Origin of the sequence: Limnohabitans sp. MORI2, assembly GCF_027925025.1 — a bacterium.
In the GTDB taxonomy this organism is placed as follows: Bacteria; Pseudomonadota; Gammaproteobacteria; order Burkholderiales; family Burkholderiaceae_C; genus Limnohabitans.
In genome coordinates this window covers 751,616-768,512 of sequence record NZ_AP027058.1, presented here as the reverse complement: position 1 = coordinate 768,512, position 16,897 = coordinate 751,616, and the positions used below count along the sequence as shown (strand labels likewise).

At 54.0% G+C, this 16,897-nt stretch carries 15 protein-coding genes; 11 read left to right on the top strand and 4 right to left on the bottom strand.

Features of this window, described 5'->3' with window-relative positions; all coding sequences use genetic code 11:
• Window position 1 precedes the first annotated feature (1 nt).
• The 6 genes from QMG27_RS03885 (at window position 2) to QMG27_RS03860 (ending at window position 5,406) form a co-directional block, all read left to right on the top strand.
• Window positions 2-805: an alpha/beta hydrolase gene (locus tag QMG27_RS03885; protein WP_281813416.1), complete on the top strand. Its 804-nt coding sequence runs from the start codon at window positions 2-4 to the stop codon at window positions 803-805.
• An 18-nt stretch (window positions 806-823) separates the two neighbouring features.
• Entirely contained in the window at window positions 824-1,993 is a 1,170-nt protein-coding gene (locus QMG27_RS03880; RefSeq protein ID WP_281813415.1) for an ABC transporter substrate-binding protein, read from the top strand.
• A gap of 66 nt (window positions 1,994-2,059) precedes the next feature.
• A complete protein-coding gene (locus QMG27_RS03875) occupies window positions 2,060-2,938 on the top strand; it encodes a branched-chain amino acid ABC transporter permease (protein WP_281814511.1) in 879 nt (292 codons plus the stop codon).
• Window positions 2,939-2,942: 4 nt separating this feature from the next.
• Window positions 2,943-3,941: a branched-chain amino acid ABC transporter permease gene (locus tag QMG27_RS03870; RefSeq protein WP_281813414.1), complete on the top strand. Its 999-nt coding sequence runs from the start codon at window positions 2,943-2,945 to the stop codon at window positions 3,939-3,941.
• Window positions 3,938-4,687, top strand: a complete 750-nt coding sequence (locus QMG27_RS03865; protein ID WP_281813412.1) for an ABC transporter ATP-binding protein — start codon at window positions 3,938-3,940, stop codon at window positions 4,685-4,687. Before QMG27_RS03870 ends, QMG27_RS03865 begins: the two co-directional genes overlap by 4 nt.
• Window positions 4,687-5,406: an ABC transporter ATP-binding protein gene (locus QMG27_RS03860; protein WP_281813410.1), complete on the top strand. Its 720-nt coding sequence runs from the start codon at window positions 4,687-4,689 to the stop codon at window positions 5,404-5,406. Before QMG27_RS03865 ends, QMG27_RS03860 begins: the two co-directional genes overlap by 1 nt.
• On the opposite strand, the gene QMG27_RS03855 is transcribed toward QMG27_RS03860, so the two are convergent.
• The 3 genes from QMG27_RS03855 to QMG27_RS03845 form a co-directional block, all read right to left on the bottom strand.
• Window positions 5,407-6,996: a TerB family tellurite resistance protein gene (locus tag QMG27_RS03855; RefSeq protein ID WP_281813408.1), complete on the bottom strand. Its 1,590-nt coding sequence runs from the start codon at window positions 6,994-6,996 to the stop codon at window positions 5,407-5,409.
• A 412-nt stretch (window positions 6,997-7,408) separates the two neighbouring features.
• Window positions 7,409-8,662, bottom strand: coding sequence for a HAMP domain-containing sensor histidine kinase (locus QMG27_RS03850; RefSeq protein WP_281813406.1), 1,254 nt, complete (start codon window positions 8,660-8,662; stop codon window positions 7,409-7,411).
• Between the two features lie 125 nt (window positions 8,663-8,787).
• The gene (locus tag QMG27_RS03845; protein ID WP_281813404.1) at window positions 8,788-9,495 is read right to left on the bottom strand and encodes a response regulator transcription factor; all 708 of its coding nucleotides are present in this window, start codon (window positions 9,493-9,495) and stop codon (window positions 8,788-8,790) included.
• 163 nt (window positions 9,496-9,658) lie between these two features.
• Here QMG27_RS03845 and QMG27_RS03840 point away from each other — a divergent pair, with 163 nt between their 5' ends.
• From QMG27_RS03840 to QMG27_RS03830, 3 genes are all read left to right on the top strand, one after another.
• Window positions 9,659-10,717 (top strand): zinc-binding dehydrogenase, encoded by a 1,059-nt coding sequence (locus QMG27_RS03840; RefSeq protein WP_281813403.1) that lies wholly within the window; start codon window positions 9,659-9,661, stop codon window positions 10,715-10,717.
• A gap of 64 nt (window positions 10,718-10,781) precedes the next feature.
• Window positions 10,782-11,393, top strand: a complete 612-nt coding sequence (locus tag QMG27_RS03835) for a response regulator transcription factor (protein ID WP_281813401.1) — start codon at window positions 10,782-10,784, stop codon at window positions 11,391-11,393.
• A gap of 42 nt (window positions 11,394-11,435) precedes the next feature.
• On the top strand, window positions 11,436-13,232 hold the full coding sequence (locus tag QMG27_RS03830; RefSeq protein ID WP_281813399.1) for a hybrid sensor histidine kinase/response regulator: 1,797 nt from the start codon (window positions 11,436-11,438) through the stop codon (window positions 13,230-13,232).
• Between the two features lies 1 nt (window position 13,233).
• Here QMG27_RS03830 and QMG27_RS03825 read toward each other — a convergent pair whose 3' ends face one another.
• Window positions 13,234-14,097 carry an amidohydrolase family protein gene (locus QMG27_RS03825; RefSeq protein WP_281813397.1) on the bottom strand — a complete coding sequence of 288 codons (864 nt, stop codon included), beginning with the start codon at window positions 14,095-14,097 and terminating at the stop codon, window positions 13,234-13,236.
• A 114-nt stretch (window positions 14,098-14,211) separates the two neighbouring features.
• Here QMG27_RS03825 and QMG27_RS03820 point away from each other — a divergent pair, with 114 nt between their 5' ends.
• Together QMG27_RS03820 and QMG27_RS03815 are read left to right on the top strand one after the other, a co-directional pair.
• Window positions 14,212-15,018 carry a crotonase/enoyl-CoA hydratase family protein gene (locus tag QMG27_RS03820; protein ID WP_281813395.1) on the top strand — a complete coding sequence of 269 codons (807 nt, stop codon included), beginning with the start codon at window positions 14,212-14,214 and terminating at the stop codon, window positions 15,016-15,018.
• A gap of 21 nt (window positions 15,019-15,039) precedes the next feature.
• Window positions 15,040-16,896, top strand: coding sequence for a feruloyl-CoA synthase (locus tag QMG27_RS03815; protein WP_281813392.1), 1,857 nt, complete (start codon window positions 15,040-15,042; stop codon window positions 16,894-16,896).
• The last annotated feature ends 1 nt before the right edge of the window (window position 16,897 follow it).

Sequence of the window (16,897 nt, the reverse complement as noted above, 5' to 3'; positions counted from 1 at the left end):
CATGGGCCACAGCGAATTCATCGACATCGACTGGCAAGGTCGTGCCGTGCGCATTGAGCACCAGTGGCTCAACGCGCATTTGAGCGATGCGCCCTTGTTTGTGTTTTTGCACGAAGGCTTGGGCTCACTCGCCATGTGGCGCGACTACCCGCAACAGCTGTGCGATGCCCTAGGCGTGCGCGGCTTGGTGTATTCACGCCCAGGCTACGGCCAGTCCACACCACGCGATGCCGATGAGCATTGGGCGCCCAACTTCATGCATCGCCAAGCACGTGAGGTGCTGCCTGCTTTGCTGCAAGCTTTGCAAGTCAACGAAGCGCCTTGGCTGTTTGGCCACAGCGATGGCGGTTCGATGGCACTGCTGTTTGCCGCACGCCACGCCTGTGCGGGGGTGATGGTGTTGGCGCCTCACATCATGGTCGAAGACGTGTCGGTGAAAAGCATTGCATTGGCCAAAGACGCCTATGAAAACACCGATCTGCGCCAGCGTTTGGCCCGCTACCATAGCGACGTAGATTCTGCGTTTTGGGGTTGGAACCGCATTTGGCTCGCCCCCGAATTTCGCAGCTGGTCTATCGAGAACGAACTAGCAAGCATCACCTGCCCTGTACTCGCCATTCAGGGCATCAACGACGAGTACGGCACCTTGGCACAAATTCGAGACATCCAGCGCCATGTGCCTCACACCCAGTTGCTTGAATTGGCCAACTGCGGTCACTCGCCTCATCGCGATCAACCGCAAGCGCTCACCAAAGGGTGTGTGCAGTTTTTTCAATCTCAAGTTTCAACCCCCGCGCAACCCTAAATAAAACAGGAGACAACCATGCAAAAAAGAACCGTTCTACTCTCAGCCGCTGCGCTTGCAGTGATCGCTGCGACCACCAACACATGGGCGCAAGCACAACCCAAACTCAAGGTAGGCTTCATGCTGCCCGCCACCGGCACCTTTGCCTCTTTGGGTACTGCCATCGACAACGGTTTCCGTTTGTACGTGTCTGAACAAGGCGGCAAGATCGCAGGCCGCGAAGTCGAATACGTGCGCGTGGACGACGAGAGCGATCCATCCAAAGCCACCGATAACGTGAACAAACTCATCAAACGCGACAACGTCGACGTGATCGTGGGCACCGTGCACAGCGGCGTGGCCATGGCCATGGCCAAAGCCGCCAAAGAATCGGGCACTTTGTTGCTCGTGCCCAATGCCGGTGCAGCCGCCGTGACAGGCCCCATGTGTGCGCCCAACATCTTCCGCTCAAGCTTTAGCAACTGGCAACCTGGCTACGCCATGGGCGAAGTGGCCGCGAAAAAAGGCCACAAGAAAATCGTCACCATCACTTGGAAATACGCAGCGGGTGACGAGGCCGTCAAAGGTTTCAAAGACGGCTTTGAAAAGAGCGGCGGCACGGTGGTGAAAGAGCTCAGCCTGCCCTTCCCTAACGTCGAGTTCCAAGCGCTGCTGACCGAGATTGCAGCCACCAAACCTGATGCCGTGTTCACCTTCTTCGCAGGTGGCGGTGCTGTGAAGTTCGTCAAAGACTACTCAGCCGCTGGTTTGAAGAAAACCATTCCGCTGTATGGCTCTGGCTTCTTGACCGATGGCACTTTGGAAGCCCAAGGCGCTGACGCAGACGGCTTGCTCACTACCTTGCACTACGCCGACAACTTGAACAACAAGCGCGACCAAGCCTTCCGCTTGGCCTACGCCAAAGCCTACAAACTGCAACCCGACGTGTATGCCGTGCAAGGCTATGACGCAGGCCAAATGTTGGGCATCGGTTTGAACGCCACCAAGGGTGATGCGAAAAACATCCAAGGTTTTGCACAAGCGGTGCGCGCTGCCAAGATCGACAGCCCACGCGGCACCTTCACCATGTCCAAGAGCCACAACCCTGTGCAAGACATTTACTTGCGCAAAGTGGTGGGCAAAGAAAACGTGTTGGAAGGCGTGGCGTCTAAAGCACTGGCCGACCCCGGCCTTGGCTGCAAGATGTAACCACCCCTTAGGCCGCCCCTTTCGGGGGGCGGCTTATTTTTTGACTGCATGACACGCACACCTGCCATGGACTTTGCAACTTTTCTCATTCAATGCCTCAACGCCATGCAATATGGCTTGCTGCTGTTCTTGGTCGCCTCGGGGCTGACCTTGATCTTCGGCATCATGGGCGTCATCAATTTGGCGCACGGCAGCTTCTACATGATTGGCGCCTACATGGCCTACGCCTTGGCACCCATCGTGGGCGCTGCGTTTGGTGGTGAGTTTTTCAGCACCATGGTGGCGGGCTTGGTGCTCTCGGTCATTCTCGGCTATGTGCTCGAGTGGGCGTTTTTCAGCTACCTCTACGAGCGCGAGCATTTGCAACAAGTGCTCATGACTTATGGCTTGATTTTGGTGTTTGAAGAATTGCGAAGCTTGCTGGTGGGCGACGATGTGCATGGTGTCACCGTGCCCGAATTTTTAAACGGCACCCTGCCCTTGAACGATGTGATGACCTACCCCGTCTATCGCTTGTTCATCAGCGGTGTGTGTTTGTTGTTGGCGGTGGCCATGTGGTTTGTGTTCACCCGCACACGCTTAGGCATGATGATTCGCGCAGGCACCAACAACCGAGAAATGGTGCAAAGCTTAGGCATTGACATCACCTTCTTGTACCGCGTGGTGTTTGCCATCGGTGTGGCGTTGGCCGTGTTTGCCGGCATGATCGCCGCCCCAGTATCAAGCGTCTATCCCAATATGGGCAATGCCGTGCTCATCATCTGTTTTGTGGTGGTGGTGATTGGTGGCATTGGTTCCATCAAAGGCGCTTTGGTCGCCGCTTTGCTGATTGGCATTGTCGACACCTTTGGCAAAGTGCTTGTGCCGCAAGCGGCGGGCGTGTTGGTGTATGTGTTGATGGCGCTGATTCTTTTATGGCGTCCCAACGGTTTGTTCAAGGACTAAAGACATGCGTCATCCTTCTTCTTTTGTGGTGGCCGTGTTCGGTCTGCTGGCACTGTGGCCGGTTGTCGCCAGCTCGTATGGCGTGGACTTGGTGGCCAAGATCATGATTTACGCCTTGCTGGCCTTGAGCTTGGAGCTGCTCGTGGGCAGCACGGGCTTGGTGTGCTTTGGTCAAGCGGCGTTTTTTGGCATTGGCGCGTATGCGGCCTTGTTGCTCGCGCCTGCGGATGGCAGCGCACCTTCGTTGTTGTTGTCCTTGTTGTCTGCCGTGGTCTTGGCTGGTGTGTATGCGCTGGCCGTAGGTGCGCTATCACTTCGCACCCAAGGCGTGTACTTCATCATGGTGACCTTGGCGTTTTCGCAAATGGCCTACTACGTGGTGCACGACACACCTTTGGGTGGTGGCACCGATGGCATCTACATGTACGTCAAGCCAGCCTTGGGTTGGATTGACCTGGACCAGCCCATGCACTTGTATGGCTTTATTTGGCTGAGTTTGTTGGTGGGCTATGTGTTCCTCACACAACTGTTGCGCTCGCCATTTGGCCGTGCACTGGCCGGCATTCGTGTGAACGAACAACGCATGAAGGCCACAGGCTTTTCCACCTACCCCTACAAGCTGGCGGCGTTCACCTTGTCGGGCGCGTTGGCAGGCTGGGCGGGTTATCTGTTTGCCATCAAAGACGGTTTTGTGAACCCTGAGTTGCTCAGCTGGCACTTGAGCGGTGCTGTGCTGGTGATGATCATCTTGGGTGGTTTGGGCCACATGCGTGGCGCACTCATTGGCGCATTTGCGTTTGCCTTGCTGCAAGAGTTGTTTCAATCCGAAGCTGTGTTTGGCAGTTACGCCAAGCACTGGCACTTGGGGCTGGGCGTGGCCATCATCGCGTGTGTGGCGTTCATGCCGCATGGCTTGGTGGCCTTGCCCCAACAATTCCGTGAACGACTGATCGGTCGTTCAGCCCGCCCCAAAGACACCCACACCGAGGAGGATGTCGCATGAGCACCCAGATCCTCTTGCGAGGTAAAAACCTCACCCGCCGCTGGGGCGGTTTGGTCGCCGTCAACAACGTGTCGCTCGACCTCGCGCGCGGCAGCGTGCACGCCGTCATTGGCACCAACGGCGCAGGCAAGTCCACTCTCATCAACTTGCTCTCGGGCGAATTCCCCCCCTCCTCGGGCGAAGTCGAGTTGCTGGGTCAAGACATTTCACAATGGCCGCAACCTCGCCGCGCACGCGCTGGCTTGGGCCGCAGCTACCAGCGCAACACCATTTACCCCAGCTTCACCGCGCTCGAAAACTGCCGCCTCTCGGCCCAAGCGCAGCACCAACAAGCATGGGCGTTTTGGCGCAACGCTGAGACCGACCCCGTGACCCAACACATCGGCCACGACGCAGCGGTGCGCGTTGGCTTGGGCGAGGTGCTGCACCGTCAAGCGGGCTACCTGAGCCACGGCCAAAAACGCCAACTGGAAATTGCCATGTGTTTGGCCATGGCACCGCAAGTGCTGTTGCTCGACGAGCCCTTGGCTGGCATGGGCGCGGAAGAAACCGAACGCATGCTCACCCTGCTGCAAGAGCTCAAGCAAGACCACGCCATTTTGTTGGTCGAGCATGACATGGATGCGGTGTTTCGCATTGCCGATTGCATCACCGTCATGGTCAACGGCAACGTGATTGCCTCGGGCACGCCCGATGAAGTGCGCAACAACCCCGATGTGCGCAGCGCCTATTTGGGAGATCACTGATGACCGTCAGTTCCGAAATCATTCTGCAAGCCCAAGACGTGCATGCGTGGTACGACAGCAGCCATGTGCTGCATGGCGTGAGCCTTGATATTCGCAAAGGCGAAACCGTGGGCCTGTTGGGCCGCAACGGCATGGGCAAGAGCACACTCATTCGCAGCTTGCTCGGCCATGTGCATCAACGCGATGGGCACATTCATTTGTTTGGTCACGACATTTCCAAAGCACGCCCGCATGAAGTGGCGCGCATGGGCGTGGCCTATGTGCCAGAAGGTCGTGGCGTGTTTGGCAACCTGAGCGTGCGCGAGAACTTGGTCATGGCCGCGCGCCGTGGTCGTGACGACCGCAGTGACTGGACGCTGGAGCGCGTGTTGCACACCTTCCCTCGCTTGGCCGAACGCTTGACCAACTTGGGCAGCCAGCTCTCAGGCGGCGAGCAGCAAATGCTCTCCATTGGTCGCGCGCTGATGACGCACCCCGACCTCATCATCTTGGACGAAGCCACCGAAGGTTTGGCCCCACTCATCGTGGCCGACATTTGGCGCGTGATTGACGAGATCAAAGCCAGCGGCCTGGCCGTGCTCATCGTGGACCGCGATTGGCACAAGGTGCTGTCGCGCAGCAACCGTGCGTTGGTGCTGCAAAAAGGCTTGGTGGTCATGCAAGGTGATGCGCAAGACATGTTGCACGACCCAGCGCTGCCGAGTTATTTGGGCGTTTAATCAGGGGCCTACCGACAAAACGGCTCCTGCCTCATGCACAGTGGTGGTGGACTCTAACTTTTGGAGGACACCCGCATTGACACGGCGGGAATCTTGTTTCATCGCGCCTAAATTCGACACGCAAACCGTCAGCGCAACGGCCAACAAACACTCTTTGAGTGAAACCCTGTATCGGCTTTGTGGGAAGTCTAGAACACGACCTTCGTAGACAAAGCCATTCCCTCGTAAAGGCTGTGAGGTCACATGACCATGACCAGCGTCTGAATTAACGCCATGCAACGTATCGATGACCTCTGCATTGGACAGAAGTCCTGATGAGACATGATCTTGGTCGTGTGACGGCGCGTCTGCAGGGTCGAACCCAACGGGCCCTGGCATTTCCTTCAACGCTGAATCTGACCCAATTTTCTGTCGATTGATTTGCGTTGAATGGTTTTGAATTTTTTGGAAATTTTCAATCTCAAATTCTTGCGCTAGCTTTTGGCGATTGCGCTCTTCTTCTTGCTGAAAAATCTTGCCCATGTTGAGCCAGCTGCGATTCTTTGACTCAAATTCTGTCAACTGCCCGTGCAGCTCTTCAATGTCTTCATGCAGATGGTCGATGCGTAACTCGACTGGCAGTGTTTGCTGATTCGCCTCACCATCAGACTGTGCCAATTTTTGATGGTTAGCACCCTGGTTGTCTTCAGGTAGCCGAACTCGAGCCGCATCCATGACATCTTGAGGCAACTGCTCTCGGTGTTGCTCGCGATTGGAATCGTCTAGTTTTTGTCGGTTGGCGTCCATCTGCTCGTCAGCCAAACGCTCACGGTGACTCGCATCATTGGCCGCATCTATTTTTTGTAGATTGCGTTCATCAATGGCATTCGTTTGGATCTGAATCACATTGGCAGACGCGCCTAGATCTTGCTTGACGTTTGAGACATTGTCTTGAATCGTCCGCGACACCATCTCACCCAGTAAAGCATGCGCCGAGTCACTGTCTTTGGCATGCAACATCATTTGCTCACGTTCAACCATCTCAAACAGATGATCAACATTGACTTTTCTCAGATCAAAGGGTTTGAAATTTTTATCCTCCAAGACCTGAACGTGCGCTGTGAACTCGAGGTCATCTACCCCAAACGCTTTTTGCAAGGCTGAAAAAATTTTGTCTTCAACGACTGCAATCACACCATCTGAAGTCATGGTGTCATACACATTCAAAAGAATGAAAGCCTTCTGTTCCTCGGTCAAGGCATAAGCAGCCTCTTGGATAAATCTCTCACGCTTTGTTTTGCGCACATAGGCCACAGCGAGTTTTTGCAAGCCCTCATACTCGGCGACCAAGGTCTCAAGTCGACCGATTTCGTGCTTGTCAATGCTGCCATCTGCACTCATCATGTACAGCACCGAGGCTGCAAGTGCTAGGTGAGGCGTCATCGACGCATGGGAAGCAGTCAGTCGAAAATCACCGAGCACCGTCCTGTCGTTTTTCAGCTTTAACGTGTCTAGATGGCGCGAAAAATCTTTCGCTGAGATACCAAATGCAGCCTGTAGCAGATGCAAGGTCTTTTGCTCAATCTCATGCACCATGCCATCGGCAAACATGGCGTCACACACATTGCTGAGAACGCAAAACTTATCGCGCAAACTGAGCCCATGAGGGGCGCGCAACAAAAATTCTTTCAGCGAGACAGCACGCACATAAGTCGATGCAAAACGAACCAGCTCTTCGTTTTGACCAATGACCGATTGAATTTGACTGCTTTCAGCATCATCCACATGACCATCGCTGGCAATGATGAACATCAGCGAAATGGTGAGCACCAAAGGCGGTGTCAACTTAATCGAGGCGAAACCATCCCTTGGATCAACGGTATCGTTGACCGCAACATCTGAATTGGTGGTGACAGCTTGACTCAGGCCCATGCCTAACGGTAATGAACCGCAGACTTTTCTTGGGTGACAGTTCTGTTATTTCAGCTGCAAGCTGGTATACATGACGTATTTGTCATCGATTTTATAAATTAGTAGGCAACGACACTACTAATGACACGACGTAAGGAGATGGGGTTTCCAATGTAATGAGCCCGCCATGCGCATGCACGATTTCTCTGCAGATGCTCAAGCCCAAACCCAATCCATCGACAGAACGACGCGTACGCGAAGCATCCCCTCTGTAAAAACGCTCAAATGCTTTTTCAGAAAGATTGGCTGAGATGTCAGAGCTCGAATTCATCACAACCAACTTCACCTCTTGGGCTGTCGCGCTTAACCTGAACTCAATCCATCCGCTGTGACTGAAGTTGTATTTGATGGCGTTGGAATAAAGGTTGTTGATGAGTTGCTCGATCAACGAGCGGTCACAGGGCCATACAACACCTTCTTGAATATCCTTGATGAACTTGATGTGTGTGTAAAAAGATTCTGCATCTTCAATCAAATCATTCAACAAGCCACTTAGGTCAACTTGCTCAATATCCAGCGTCAAACTGTTGCTATCAGCTCGGGACAACATCAATAGCTTTTCCGTGATCAAGATCAGACGATCCACCTCATCGCCCAAATTTTGGAGATACATCTGATGAGAAGACCCATTGGGCATTTCTGGAATCAAGCGTTCTACATTGCCACGCAAAATGCTCAATGGGGTTCGCAACTCATGTGCAGCATCTGATGCAAATCGTTTGGCGTTCTCATAACTCGCATCCAAGCGCTTGAGCAAATCGCGGTAAACCTTGGCGAGTTTTTGAAACTCAACATACGGTGTTTGAATCTCTGTCTTTTCATGGATATTTTTGAAATCCAGCGTCGATAAAGTTTCTTCCATGAGGCGAATGGGGCGCATCACCACATAGACCATGTACGCCGTCAACACGAACAACAGCAACACGATCGTAGGCAATACATAAATCAAGTTACGATCACGCAACTCCCACAACCTCTGCAGATAAAGCCCCAGATCAGCATCTGCGAGCATCACCACGGGTGACGCAGGATTCGCTGCATCTTTCATGACAAACCAAGTGGTGCGATTGATCACCACAGAGCCTCTCACCATCGAATCATCGATCGACTTGAAGGGTTGCCATGTGATTGGCAACCCTTTCACCACATTGCAAGCAACCGCATCGGTATTGAGGCGCGGCGAACAGAGCTCAAAAAAATCAACCAAGGGCGATAAAACTTGCCCTATGTCGGGACCTCTCGCACAGTCTCGCCATTGGTGTTCGTTTTGCAAACTGGTGCTGCAATTCTTGGCCACACGGGCCATTTCTTGATGTGCGCGAGCTTCCATTTGATCGCCCAAAAAATATTGGGCGACATAACGATTGGCCACGATGATGAGCGCAGTGGCAACAATGATTTGAATGAACAGATATAGGCGAAACGATTTTTTCATTGCAGGGCCTCAGTTCTAAGACGGTACCCCACACCACGCACCGACTCAATCGGCGATTCTTTTTTGCCATGGCTTCGAACCAGCTTGCGTTTGATGCGCCCCACACACACATCCACCACATTGGTCTCCGGGTCAAAGTCCAAGCCCCACACGTATTTAAGAATTTGTTGACGCGAATAGATATGACCAGGTGAGCGCATCAGATATCCCAACAAGCTAAATTCGCGCTGGCTCAACACAGCACTGACATCACCCCAGTGCGCTGTTCGGTCGGCCAGATTCAGCACCAAATCTTTGCAAACAATTTGACTCACAGACTCTGGGTGTTTGCGGTGCAACAGGGCCTTGATCCGAGCCACCAATTCTTCGACATAAAAAGGTTTGGGCAAGTAATCGTCTGCGCCCAATTCAAACCCATTTAAACGATCGACCAATTCTGACTTGGCACTGAGCATGAGCACGCCCACATCGGTATTGGCTTGACGTATTTTTTGCAACACCTCCAAACCGTTGAGTTTGGGCAGCATCACATCGAGCACCACGATGTCGTAGCTTGCGGCTTCAAAAGCGCGAAGTCCAGACTCCCCGTCATCGCAATGTTTCACCTCAAAGTTCGCTTTGCTCAGCCCTGCAATCACGAACTCTGCAATCTTGAGCTCATCCTCGATGAGCAGTACACGCACTCGATCAGCCAATGGTTCCATGCCACGATTCTCATACGTTCATTCACGGATCGCCAAACTCATCACATGACAAAAACGTCATCATTGAAACGAATTCTTTAGAACTAGATATAAAGTGCAACATCAGCTGACATCGCCCATGTTCGATGCAGCCAAAATGACATCCGTACAAGAAAGATACCCCATGAAAGCCATTTATCTCAACGGTCACGGCGGCAACGAGGTCGTGCAAATTGGCGCACGCCCCGCACCCGAGCGTCGCCCGGGCGAAGTGCTGATTCGCATGCGCGCCAGCACCTTGAACCAAGTTGACCTCTACATGCGCAACAGCGGCGCAGGCATTACCCACGCGCTGCCCCAAACCATGGGCATTGAAGGCTTTGGCCATGTGGCGGCCTGCGACGACCATGCCCATGTACAGGTGGGCGATGCCGTGGTGATTCATCCCGGCATCAGCTGCGGGCACTGCGAGTTTTGTCAGCGCGGCGACGACGTGCTGTGCACCCGCATCGCGCTGGTGGGCGAACACCGAGATGGCGCGTGGTCCGAATACGTGGTGGTGCCCGCGGACAACGTGCTGCCTGCGCCCAGCTACCTCACGCCGTTTGAGGCAGCGGCCCTCGCTGTGACCCACCTCACCGCATGGCGCATGGTGGTCACACAAGGTCAAGTCAAAGCGGGGCAAACCGTGTTGGTGTTTGGCATCGGCGGCGGTGTGTCGGTGGCGGCCTTGCAAATCGCCAAGGCCTTGGGTGCCAAAGTCATCGTCACCTCACGCCATGCGCACAAGCTCGAACGCGCCCAAGCCCTGGGTGCTGACCTTGGCATTCATACACCCGCTGACGATGTGGTGAAAAGCGTCATGGCCTTCACCGGCAAACGCGGTGTGGATGTGGTGATTGAAAACGTGGGCGAAGCCGTGTGGGGCGATGCCATGAAGTCATTGGTGCGCGGGGGTCGCTTGGTCACTTGCGGTGCCACCAGTGGCGACCAACCGCCTGCTGACTTGCGCCGCATCTTCATTCGCCAGCTGCAAATCTTGGGATCGACCTTGGGCAACTTGCAAGAGTTCAAAGACCTCTTGGCCTTTTGCGAGCAACACCACATTCGCCCCGTGATTGACCACATCTACCCCATGGACCAAGTGCACACCGCTTTGGATGTGATGTCGCGCGCCGAGCAGTTTGGCAAACTGGCTTTGGATTTGACCGCTGAAGAGATGAACCCGATCATCTACAACTAAAGTTTAGTTGTGAGAGGTGTACCAACTCAGTAGCATGCAAGAGAAATACGGATAAGCAAGCCCAATGAAATCACTTCTCATCATCGATGACCATCCTGTGTATCGAGATGCACTGAGCGAAAAATTGGCGTCTGAATTTATCCCTGCTGGCGTCCATGTCGCGAGCGCGAGCAGCGTGCAAGAAGGCTTGGATTTGATCAATTCATCCAACAAACAATGGATCATCTTGCTTGACATCCTCATGCCAGGCCTGAGCGGCTTAGCTGGCATCAAGGTATTCAAAGAGCTAGACAATGTAGAACAAGTGGTGGCTATTTCAGGCCTCGATGAACATAGCTGGGAGCCTAAAACCGTGTCAGCGGGTGCCTCTATGTTTCTATCTAAAAACGGCACTGCCGATTTCATGATTCGCAAACTCCGACCTCTCATGAACTTGGCAACACCTGAGCCCAGGGCAGCAGAAGCAAGCGAACCCAAAGAGTTTCGATTGACCCAGCGTCAACTCGAAGTTTTAAATTTGATCGCGCAAGGACACCCTAACAAAATCATTGCGGATCAACTCGACATCAGCGAACAAACCGTGAAGATTCACATCAATCAAATCTTCAGAGAGCTTCGCGTATTCAATCGAACGCAAGCTGTACTGAGGGGGCAAAAGCACAAACTCTTGCCCTGATGGACAAGCCCACAGCACAGGCCATTTCACAGGATCAAGGCAGTGAATCAACCATCTGAGACCAAGTCTCGTGATCTTTTCCTAGAAGACGAAGTCAACAACTTCTACTTACTCAGAGAAAAATCAGCGCACATCACCAAGGCAGCACGCTCTGCCACAACAGCCAATATCTTGGCACCCATGCTTTGCATTCCAATGTTCAAAGATGAGGTTCAGCCCTCGCACTTAGAACTCTGGTTAGGCTATATGTTCATCATGGTCATGATTCGAACATGGATGATTTTCAGGATTGAGCATGAAGCCGAAAAAATTCAAGACCCGAAACGTAATTTAAACATCGTCACGTGGGCTGTAGGTATCGTCGGCGTGGGCTGGGGACTGGGTTGGATCTTGATGGCTCCCGATTTGCTAATGGTCAATCGCATGATCTATGTGTACATGACCACGGCAGCCATGATCTCAAGCATGTTTGCCTACAGCGTGAACGCCACTACGTTTTATGCCTTCACACTGCCCATCATGATTCCCTCACTCAGTACGGTCTTGTGGTCAGTCCATATTTTTCCTTGGCCATTTTCTGTCGGCCTCGCATCGCTCTACATTGTGGTGCTGAGCATTGCGAGAAATTTTTCAAAGATTTTTGAAAACTCAGTCAGACTGCGTTTTCGTAACGAGCGGCTCTATCAAGAACTGGCCACCGAGCGAGACCAATCGATAGCAGCCAACGTCGCCAAATCAAAATTCATTGCTGTTGCCAGCCACGATTTGCGACAGCCCATGCATGCTGTGAACGTTTATCTGGAACTTTTCAATCCAGAGAATTTACCTCCGCTTGAAAAAAAGTCGCTCACAAAAATCAAAAACAGCATCACCACACTCAATGCCATGTTTGACTCTTTGCTCAACATCAGCAAACTTGATGCGGATGTGATGCAAGTCAGCCAACGTCCCTTTCGACTGGAGGACCTTGCTTACACCATTCGAGATCTCGTCGAAACCAAGGCACATAGCAAAGGACTGGTTTTTCAAACCAATGCACCCGATTGGGTGGTGCATGGTGACAAATTGCTATTGCAGCAAATCCTCAGCAACTTGGTCTCCAACGCCATTCAATACACAGAGGCTGGTGAAATCAACATCCACTTTGACACGCATCTCGACTGTTTAAGTATCGAAGTGCGAGACACAGGATGTGGCATCGCCGCCGCCGATCAGCAACAAATTTTTAGCCAATTCTTTCGCGCCGATCGAACCCGCGCCTTGCACGATGGACTAGGACTAGGCTTATCGATCGTCAAACGTTTGTGCGATTTGATAGGAGCAGAAATTCACGTGTTTTCTGAAATTGGTCAAGGTGCTCGATTTGTGGTCAACACGCCTTTTTTGATCACGCAAGATGCGCAAGAGACGCCACGCACAAAGACAACGTTCACTGCCCTTCACCCACATCACAGTCTCTCTGGCAAATCGATTGCAGTCATCGAGGACAACCCTGTCATCGTAGAGGCTTACCGACACACCCTCGCCAGCAAAGGGGCTCATGTGCAGGTGCTCTCCGAGCACACCGAAGAGCTTGAAAGTCAGCTTGAAACCATCGATCAGATTGACTGCATCTTGTGTGATTTCCGTTTAACCAACACAACAGGTGATGTGCTGATTGAAAAAATCAGAGAGAGCTACAACGAAGAAATTCCGGCCATCATCGTCACAGCGGACACATCGCCCACACACATCAATTTATTTGCCAAATTGAATGTGCAGGTTTTGCATAAGCCCATCAGTTTTCACGAAATTGCGCAGGCCATCGAAAAGACCATCACGCAACAGCCTTCGCCTTAGCTCACGCCAGTCCTAACAACCGTACCGCGTTGTCTTTCAAAATGCCTGGCATCACCTCAGGCTTAAAGCCTGCGACCTCAAAGTCTTTCATCCAACGCTCGGGCGTGATCAACGGATAGTCGCTGCCAAACAGCACACGGTCTTTCAACAGCGTGTTGGCGTATTGAACGAGTTGTTTGGGAAAGTACTTGGGGCTCCAGCCTGAGAGGTCAATCCACACATTGGGTTTGTGCGTGGCCACGCTCAGTGCCTCGTCTTGCCAAGGAAAGCTGGGGTGGGCCATGACGATTTGCATGTCAGGCCAATCAATCGCCACATCGTCCAAGTGCATGGGGTTGCTGTAGGCCAAACGCAAGCCCCCACCGCAACGCATGCCACTGCCAATGCCGCTGTGGCCCGTGTGAAAAATGGCGGGCAGTTTGTAGTGGTTGATGACTTCGTAAATCGGCCATGCCATCTTGTCGTAAGGGTGGTAGCCCTGCACCGTGGGGTGGAACTTGAAACCTTTGATGCCTTCTTCGGTGATGAGCCGCTCGGCTTCGCGTGCGCCCATCTTGCCCTTGTGTGGGTCGATGCTGGCAAAGGCCACCATCATGTCGCTGTTGTCGCGCGCGGCCTTGGCAATTTCTTCGTTAGGAATACGGCGACGGCCCAGCTGCGATTCGCTATCCACGGTGAACATCACCAATCCAATTTTTCGCTCGCGGTAATAGGCCACGGTCTCGTCAATGGTGGGGCGGCGGTTGCTGCCAAAAAACTTGTCGGCGGCGCGGTCATATTCCTCGCCGTAGTTGTCAAACGGGTTCCAGCAGCTCACTTCGGCGTGGGTGTGGATGTCAATCGCAATCAGGTCTTGGTGTTTCATAGCTGTGATTATGAGCAGTTCAGATTTAGGGAAAGTCCCATGTTCCTTCGCCAACGTCGACCGCCAAAATAAACGTTATAAAAAATAACCTTACTGCCACCCGGAAAGATCGACATGACCACCACCTTTCACCCCTCAATTGAACGTGCCCGTAGCAATGGCGTCTCACTGGAGATGCACGGCGCAGTGGCCGTGGTGCGCTTGTGCCGCCCCACCAAACGCAATGCTTTGAGCGACACACTCATCGAAGCGCTACGCGATATTTTTCAAAACCTGCCCGCCGAAGCCCGCGCTGCGGTGGTGCATGGCGAAGGCGATCACTTCTGTGCAGGTCTTGATTTGTCCGAACTCAAAGAACGTGACGCCGGTGAAGGCGTGCACCACTCACGCAGCTGGCACGCCGCGCTCGAAGCCGTGCAGTTTGGTCGTGTGCCTGTGATTGCAGCCTTGCATGGCGCGGTGGTAGGCGGCGGTTTGGAATTGGCCTCTGCCTCGCACATTCGCGTGGCCGACGACAGCACCTTCTACGCCTTGCCCGAAGGCACGCGTGGCATCTTTGTGGGTGGCGGTGGTTCGGTGCGTATTCCCAAGCTCATTGGCGTGGCCCGCATGACCGACATGATGATGACCGGCCGCGTCTACAACGCCCAAGACGGCGAACGCTTGGGCTTTGCGCAATACCTCGTACCTGCTGGCGAATCGTTGGCCAAAGCCATTGAGTTGGCCACCCGCATTGCCACCAACGCCCCACTCACCAACTACGCGCTCATGCACGCACTGCCTCGCATTGCCGAGCAGCCTGCCGACCATGGCTTCATGACCGAAGCGCTCATGTCGTCAATTGCCCAAGCCGCACCCGAAGCCAAAGCCCGTGTGCGTGCTTTCTTGGAAGGCAAAGCACCCAAAGTCAGCAAAGACTGACCCGCTTTGGAGGAGACAACCATGACAACCGCTAAATTTCGCCCACTTCAATTCGGGGTCACACGCGTCAATGTGCGCGACGGTGCCGACAGCGGCACGCACTACCTCAAAGCTGATCAAGCCCTGCAAAACTACCCCGAGCGCATGACCGACCGTCTGCGCCATTGGGCTCACGAAGCACCTGAGCGCACCTTGTTTGCACGTCGCGTCAAACAAGCCGATGGCAGCTTTGGTGACTGGCGCCATGTGAGCTACCAAGAGGCTTGGACCACGGCACGCAACATTGCCCAAGGCTTGATTGACCGTGGCTTGAACGCCGAGCGCCCTGTGGCCATCTTGAGCGAAAACAGCTTAGAGCACGCCTTGATGGCTTTGGGCTGCATGTTGGCTGGTGTGCCGTTTGTGCCCACGTCGCCCCCCTACTCGCTGGTCAGCGTGGACTACGACAAACTCAAGCACGTACTCAAAACCGTCACACCCGGTTTGGTGTTTGCACAAGACGAGCGCTACGCCAAAGCCATTGCGGCCACCGTGGGCGATGACATTGAAGTGGTCATGAACAGCGGCAACGTGGCAGGCCGATCCACCACCCCCTTTGCACAGCTGTGCGCCATTCCTGCGACCGAAGCCGTGGACCAAGCCATGGCCGCGACGGGCCCCGACACGATTGTGAAATTCTTGTTCACCAGTGGCTCCACCAAACTACCCAAAGCCGTCATCAACACCAACCGCATGTGCTGCGCCAACCAGCAGCAAATGACCCAATCGATGCCTGTGCTCGCCGAGAAGCCTTTGGTGCTGGTGGACTGGCTGCCATGGAACCACACTTTTGGTGGTAACCACAACTTCGGCATGGTGATCTACCACGGCGGCACGCTCTACATTGACGACGGCAAGCCCACACCTGCTTTGATTGGCGAGACTTTGCGCAACCTGCGCGAGATCGCACCCACGGTGTACTTCAATGTACCCACGGGTTACGAAGCCATTGCCAGTGCCATGAAGACCGATGACGCGCTGCGCAAAAACTTTTTGTCGCGCGTCAAGATGTTCTTTTACGCCGGTGCCGCGCTGGCCCAACCCATTTGGGACAGCTTGTACGAGAGCGAAGAACGCGAAATTGGCGAACGCATTGTCATGACCTCGGGCCTAGGGATGACCGAGTCCGGTCCCTTTGGTTTGTTTGTCACCAACCCCCACGTGCGCGCTGGCGATTTGGGGCTGCCCACGCCTGGCCTGGAGCTCAAGCTGATCGACATGGAAGGCAAAACTGAGGTGCGCTACCGTGGCCCCAACATCACGCCCGGCTACTGGCGTGCGCCTGTGGAAACCTTTGAGGCATTTGACGAAGAAGGCTTCTTCAAAACGGGTGACGCGGTGAAGTGGATTGACGAAACCGATGTGCACTTGGGCCTGAAGTTTGATGGCCGAATTGCTGAAGACTTCAAACTCGCCACCGGCACCTTTGTGAGCGTGGGCCCTTTGCGCGGCAAGATCATTGCCGCAGGCGCACCCTACATCCAAGACGTGGTGCTGACCGGCTTGAACATGAAAGAAATTGGCGCCATGGTGTTCCCCACCCCTCGCGTGCGCGAACTCGCGGGCTTACCCGACACCGCGCCCTTGGCCGATGTGTTGGCCGCGCCTGCGGTGTTGGCCCACATGCAAAAGGTGGTCAACGAGTTGGCCGCCACCAGCACTGGCAGCGCCAACCGCATTGCCCGCATGTGCTTGCTGAGCGAGCCACCCACCATCGACAAAGGTGAGATCACCGACAAAGGCTCGATCAACCAACGCTCTGTGCTGCACCACCGCGCAGACACCGTGGCCGCGCTGCACGAAGACCGTTTGCACTACATCCTCAAACCACAGGCTTAAA